General features: G+C 66.5%; 4 protein-coding genes and 1 pseudogene. All 5 read right to left on the reverse strand.

Going from position 1 to position 5,870, the window contains the following annotated elements; translation table 11 throughout:
* Positions 1–294: 294 nt before the first annotated feature.
* A complete protein-coding gene (ggt, locus tag ASE63_RS21255; protein WP_056806295.1) occupies positions 295–1,899 on the reverse strand; it encodes a gamma-glutamyltransferase in 1,605 nt (534 codons plus the stop codon).
* Positions 1,900–1,923: 24 nt separating this feature from the next.
* Positions 1,924–2,976 (reverse strand): CapA family protein, encoded by a 1,053-nt coding sequence (locus ASE63_RS21260; RefSeq protein WP_056806283.1) that lies wholly within the window; start codon positions 2,974–2,976, stop codon positions 1,924–1,926.
* Positions 2,977–2,983: 7 nt separating this feature from the next.
* Positions 2,984–4,534 carry an ABC transporter substrate-binding protein gene (locus tag ASE63_RS21265; RefSeq protein WP_056806286.1) on the reverse strand — a complete coding sequence of 517 codons (1,551 nt, stop codon included), beginning with the start codon at positions 4,532–4,534 and terminating at the stop codon, positions 2,984–2,986.
* A gap of 24 nt (positions 4,535–4,558) precedes the next feature.
* Positions 4,559–5,671 (reverse strand): C45 family peptidase, encoded by a 1,113-nt coding sequence (locus ASE63_RS21270; RefSeq protein ID WP_056806289.1) that lies wholly within the window; start codon positions 5,669–5,671, stop codon positions 4,559–4,561.
* 10 nt (positions 5,672–5,681) lie between these two features.
* Positions 5,682–5,870, reverse strand: a pseudogene (locus ASE63_RS21275) (hypothetical protein); the annotation flags it as partial.

Raw genomic sequence — 5,870 nt, forward strand, 5'->3', positions numbered from 1 at the left:
CAGCGTAGAACATCGCGACTTCCTCCCTCTTGGATCTGTCGAGATCCTAACGGGAGCTTGACCCCTCGCGGGTCCGCCCGATTACGCATGCTTCTGGCGCACTTCGACGAAGGAAAGCACGTTCCGCCGCCGGTTAAGAGCATGAACGGAAGTGTGACAACCCAAGATCGCCTTCGTATCGGTGGCGTCGGCCTCGCCTGGCCCGCGCCTATGGCTCGATCTTTGCGGGCGGCATCCGTCGTACCGAATGGGGGGCGACGCCGGCAGTCGATCATTTGAGGCCAGTCGTGGGCATCAAACGCTGATGGCCATGCCGTCTCGTTGAGGGTCGGCGCCGCCCTTGCAGACGCCGTCGATCATCTCGATGGCATGCACTGCGGCGAACGGGAACGTTTGGGCCGAGCGCTTGACGCCGTAGCCGGCCGCCTCGAGCTCGGCGCTGACGCTGCGCCTGATGCGGTTCGAGATGTCGATCGTGTTGGACACCGCCATGATCCGCGGCGCCGCGACGGCCTCGAACGCCGACATGCCGAAGTCTAGCACGTTCGAAATGGCCTGGGCGACTGCCGGCGCGATGTAGCTGCCGCCCGGCGCGCCCACGACGATGCGCGGCCGGTCGTTCTCGAAGACGATGGTCGGAGCCGCCGAAGAGGAGCGCCGCTTGCCGGGCGCAATCGAGGCCGCTCTTCCGGGCCGCGGGTCGAAGCGGCTCATGGTGCCGTTGTACATGAAGCCGAGCCCATCCGAGATGGCGCCCGACGGGCTGCCGAGCGTATGGGTCAGCGCCACGGCGTTGCCATCGCGGTCGACCACCGAGACATGGGTGGTTTCGCGCTGCGAGCGGTCCAGGCGCTCGATCGAGGCGCGCTCGCCGCGGCGGATCGAGGCCGCGTGCTCGGCCGCATGCTCCTGCGAGATCAGCCGGGCGACCGGAACCTCGACATAGGCCGGATCACCCATGTAGCGATCCTTGTCGATCGTCATCCGCTTCATCGCCTCGGCCAGCAGCGTGATATGCGCGGCTCCGCCATGGTGCAGCGAGCCCACGTCGAACTGATCGAGGATATGGAGCATCTGCAGCATCGACATGCCGCTTGCCGGCGGCGGGCTGGTCGAGATGCGGCGCCCGCGATAGCTGCCCCAGATCGGCTCGGCAACCGAGAGCTCATAGGCGGCGAGGTCCCGCTCCGTCAGCAAGGCGCCATGCGTAGCGAAGTCGGCCGCGATTTGGCCCGCAAGGGCGCCCGTGTAGAAATCCTCCGGCCCGGCCTTGGCGAGATGCCGGAGCGTCGCCGCGAGGTCGGGATTCTCGAGCAGGTCGCCGACGCGCTTCAGGCTGCCGTCGGGTCGGAAGAACACCTCGCGGGCGGTCTTGCTGTAGCGCAGCTTGTCGGCCGTGTTGACCTCGCCGCCGCCCTTCTGGTCCTGGCTCCAGAACCAGTGCATGTGCGGACGCACCAGCACGCCGGCCTCCGCCTGGCGGATCGCGGGTGCCATGACATCGGCCCAATCCATCGTGCCGTAGTTTGCAAGCGCGTGGGCGTAGCCCTTGACGCTGCCCGGTGTGCAGACGGCGAGATGCCCGAACTCGTTGATCCCGCCCTCGAGCAGGAAGGCGAATCCATCCCGCGTCTGGCCGCGCAGATGCTTCAGCCACATGTCGGGCGTCGCCGAGAGCGAGGCCCTGGCATAGAACTCGACGATCGCGTGCACGCCGCGCTTCGGCATGTAGAGCTGCATCGAGCCGAAGCCGCCGATGCCGCACATCAACGGGTCGACGACGCCCTGCATGAAGGCGCAGGCGATCGCGGCGTCGATGGCGTTGCCGCCCCGTTCTAGGATCTCGGCACCGGCCTCCGCAGCCTCCGGCTGGGGGGCGACGATCATGCCGTTCTGCATCGCTGTCATGGTCGCTACCGCATTCTAATTGTCGGTTGCGGCCGCTGCGGGCCGCAGATCGAGGATCAGTTCCCTGCCCTGGGCTCTCAAGGTTGCGCCGTTCGCCAGCGCCGCCTCGATCAGCCGGTCGCGCTCCCGCGGCTCGTCGTCGACCGCGCGCTCGATCGTGCGGTGCATGTCGTCGCGGCGGACGAAGGAGAGGGCGATCCGCGCGATCGACCCGTCCTCGATCTCGGCGCGCATCGCCATGCCGACCCAGTCGGTATGGGCGTGGCTGTCATGGGCGTAGAGGAAGGAGAAGTTGCCGCCGCCATAGATGATGGGCCGCCCGGCATGAAGCTCGATCGGCAGGATCATATGGGGACCGTGGCCGAGCACGAGATCGGCGCCGGCATCGATCGCCGCATGGGCGAATTCGCGCTGATAGGTCAGGATTTCGGCGCGGAAGCCCCAATGGAACGAGGCGGTGACGATGTCGGCGCGCTGACGCAGCTCCGTGACCGCTTCCGCGACTTCGGCCAGCGACTGCTTGTCCGCCCATGTCATCACCTCGGGCGGCACGCCGGGGCGCGTCCTGGCGGCCTGCTGGTCGAAGCGGGGGCGATAGGCCGTCCCCGCCTTGATGATCGCGACGCCGGGGCGGCCGGGCTGAGCCTCATGGCCGTCCGGCCAATAGACCGCTGTCCGCTGCAGGAATCCGTAGCGGAGCCCGTCCCGCTCGACCACCAGCGACGCATAGGCGCCCTGCGGGTCCAGCCCCGAGCCGACCTGCCCGATGTCCGCATCGGCGAGGGCGGAGAGCGAGGAGGCGATGGCCTCTGCGCCGATATTGACGTTGTTGGCCGTTCCGACGACCTGCAGCCCCCCGCGTTTCAAGAGCTCTGCCGCCCGTGTCGGCACGTAGAAGCCGCGCTTCTCCGCTGCCTGTTCGGCGACGTCGAACAGGCAGCATTCGAGATTGGCGAACACCATGTCGGCGGCCGCCAGCCGGAGGCCGAAGACATCGAAGATCGCGGAAGGGTCGGCGACGCCCTTCAGATTGACGTCGCCGAGCAGATAGAAGGAACGCGAGCGCATCGTCAGGTCAGTTCTTCTCGGTTTCCCAGAGCAGCGGCGCGCTGAACACGTTGGACGCGTAGCCCTTCACGCTCTTGCGGCTCGCCCCGACGCTGAGCGTGTTGAAGATCGGAATGATCGGGACCTGCTCGATCATGGCCACATGGAGCTGGTCGAAGAGCTTCTGCCGCTCCGCGTCGCGGGTCTCGTTGGTCACCTGCCCGAGGATCTCGAGCGCCGCCTTGTCCTCCCAGACCTTGCGGGGCTGCGAGTCCTTCGGGCCCATCACCGCCTCGTAGGTCAGGGCCGCGTCCATGCGGCTCGAATAGCCGAAGGCCATGATCTGGTAGTTGCCCTTCTGCCAGCGATCCTGCTGGGCGCCCCATTCGAGCACCTCGACGGCGGAGTTGATGCCGGCGCCCTGCAGCATGGACTGCAGCACGATCGCGGTGTCGAAGTTCGACTGGTTGCGCTTGTTTGTGATGATCGTGATCTTCTCGCCCTTGTAGCCGGCCTCCTGGAGCAGCTTCTTCGCGCGGGCCGGATCGTGGCTGAAGCCCTTCTTCTGGACCTCGCCGTAATAGGGCGAGGCCACCGGCACGAGCGAGTTGTTCGGCGTGGTCAGGTCGTAGGTCACGCTGCCGACGAGCTCGTCGAAATTGACCGCGGCCGCGATCGCTTGCCGGAGCTTCACGTTCGAGAGCAGCGGGTCGCGCGTCTGCAGGGTGAAGGTGGTCGGCGCCAGCCCCGGCTGGACGCTCACCTCGATGTTCGCATCGGCCTTCAGCTCGCTCGCCTCCGAATATGGCAGCCGCGGCAGGATATCGATGTCGCCGCGCACCAGCGCCGCCTTCGCCGTCGCCGGGTCGCTGATCACGACGAAGCGCACCTCGTCGACGAGCGGGCGCTTGCTGCCGACATAGCCGTCAGGCGAGCCGCCGCGGTTCGCGTATTCCTCGAACTTGACCAGGTGGATGTATTCGCGCTGGCGCCAGACGCCGAGTTTGAACGGGCCGGTTCCGATCGGCTTGTCCCAGCTGCCGTCCGGCTTGAGCGAGGAGCGATGGACGATCGCCGTCATGCCGCAATCGCTGCGGGCGATGTTGGCGAGGAACAGCGGGGAGGCCTCGTTGATGCGGATGACGACGGTCAGCGGATCCTTCGCCGTCACGCTCTCGACCTTCAGGCCGATGCGGCCGTCGAAATCGGTCAGGCAGCGCCAGTTGGTCTTGGGATCGAGATAGCGGTTCCAGCTCCAGACGACATCCTCGGCCGTGAGCGTCTCGCCATTATGGAATTTCACGCCCGAGCGGAGCTTGAAGGTGTAGGTCAGGCCGTCCTGGGAGACGTCGACCGTCTCGGCCAGAAGCGGCTTGGTCACGCCCTTGGCATCGTAGCCGACAAGGCCCTCGACCATGTGCAGCACGACCAGATCGGTGTTGCCGTCGCGGTTGACGCCTGGGTCGGTGCTGCGGATGTCCGCGTCCTGGTGAACCCTGAGCGTCGCCGCATTGGCGACGCCGCCGGCCAGGCCGAGCGCCACAAAAGCAGCGGTGATGATCCGCGTGTTGTTCAGCATTACGTTCCCTCGTTTCTTGATGGTTCAGAACTGGACGTCGGCACCGCGAGCGAGCGGATACCGGGCGAAATGGGCGCCGAGCGACGGCATGCGGGCGACTTCAATGAAGCCGGCTTCCGGGTCCATGATCAGGGTCGCCGTCGTCGAGGAGTGGTAGCCCTTGTTGCTGGCGCGCGGCGGCCTGCAGACCGAGTAGGGCGTACCGAGCGTATCGGCGAAGGCGGCCTTCAGATCGTCGACCGAGAGCTGCGCGCCGTCGAGCAGCTCCTTCACGCGCATGTAGCGGAAGATGCTGTCCGGCGAGCCGGGCACCCCGGTCTCCTTGAGCTTCGTCAGCGCGGCGTTGCTCACCCAGTGGTTGGCGTGAACCGCGAGCCCGTTCTCCGGATAGATCACGAAGGTCTCGTCCGGGGCGCATTCGAGGTTGATGGCGGTGCCGAGCTTGCTGCCGAGCAGGAGATTGCAGGAGCAGGCTTTCGGCGCCGCGTAGATCACCTGCACGGCTTGCGCGAAATGCTCCTGCTCCAGCGCTTTGCGCCGGATCAGCGGTAGCGGGATACCCGCCTGCGAATAGTCGCGATCCGACGACAGCCCGTTGCCGTTCAGGCAGATGCCGGCACTGTTGAGCCCGTAGCGGGCAAGGCCGCCGGCCTCGACGAATGTCAGGAGATCGGGCCCCTCCTCGCGCAGGACGCGGAGCATGATGATCGTGTCGGCGCAGTCGACGCGATTGTCCCAGTTCTGGCCCTGGACATAGCGACCTGTCGCGCTGCGGCGGGGCAGGACGCCGACGCTGGTGCACTCGTCCGAGCCGCGTTCGGCGGTGCGGGCAGCCTGCGCCATGATCTCCGTGCGCGCGTTGATCATCAGGATGTCGTCGAGCGAGACGCCGGCCCCGTCCGCGATGCCGCGCATCTCTTCCAGATAGCTCGGCTCGAAGCGCTCGATCTCATGTGCGAAATCGTCGAGCAGGGTCCGCAGGTCGCTCTGCGCGAAAGCCAGCTTCGCCAGCGATTTCGCATAGATCGCGACGCTGCCGAGCACGCGCTCCTTTGCCTGCGTGCCATGCGACAGGCCGCGCTGATAGGCGTTGCCGGAGACTTCGATGAGCGGAAAATAGAGTTGCTGGGTCGTCATTGCAGGGCCTTCAGGAATGCCGAGTTTCGACGCGGGTGTCGGAGGAATCGCCCAGCCTCCAGAACAGCCTGACGCCGCCCTCGGGCGTGCTTTCGAGGCCTGGGACGGCGGAGAGGAGCTTCTTGGTGTAGTCGTGCCGGGGTGCGTCGAAGATGGTGTCGCGGGGGCCCTGCTCGACGATGCGGCCCTCGTTCATGAC

Origin of the sequence: Allobosea sp. Root381 (assembly GCF_001429395.1) — a bacterium.
Taxonomy (GTDB): Bacteria; Pseudomonadota; Alphaproteobacteria; order Rhizobiales; family Beijerinckiaceae; genus Allobosea.

Excerpts from the sequence above, each read along its gene's own strand:
- ASE63_RS21265 (WP_056806286.1), bottom strand. The coding sequence starts at position 4,534 with ATGCTGAACAACACGCGGATCATCACCGCTGCTTTTGTGGCGCTCGGC.
- ASE63_RS21270 (WP_056806289.1), bottom strand. The coding sequence starts at position 5,671 with ATGACGACCCAGCAACTCTATTTTCCGCTCATCGAAGTCTCCGGCAAC.
- ggt (WP_056806295.1), bottom strand. The coding sequence starts at position 1,899 with ATGCAGAACGGCATGATCGTCGCCCCCCAGCCGGAGGCTGCGGAGGCC.
- ASE63_RS21260 (WP_056806283.1), bottom strand. The coding sequence starts at position 2,976 with ATGCGCTCGCGTTCCTTCTATCTGCTCGGCGACGTCAATCTGAAGGGC.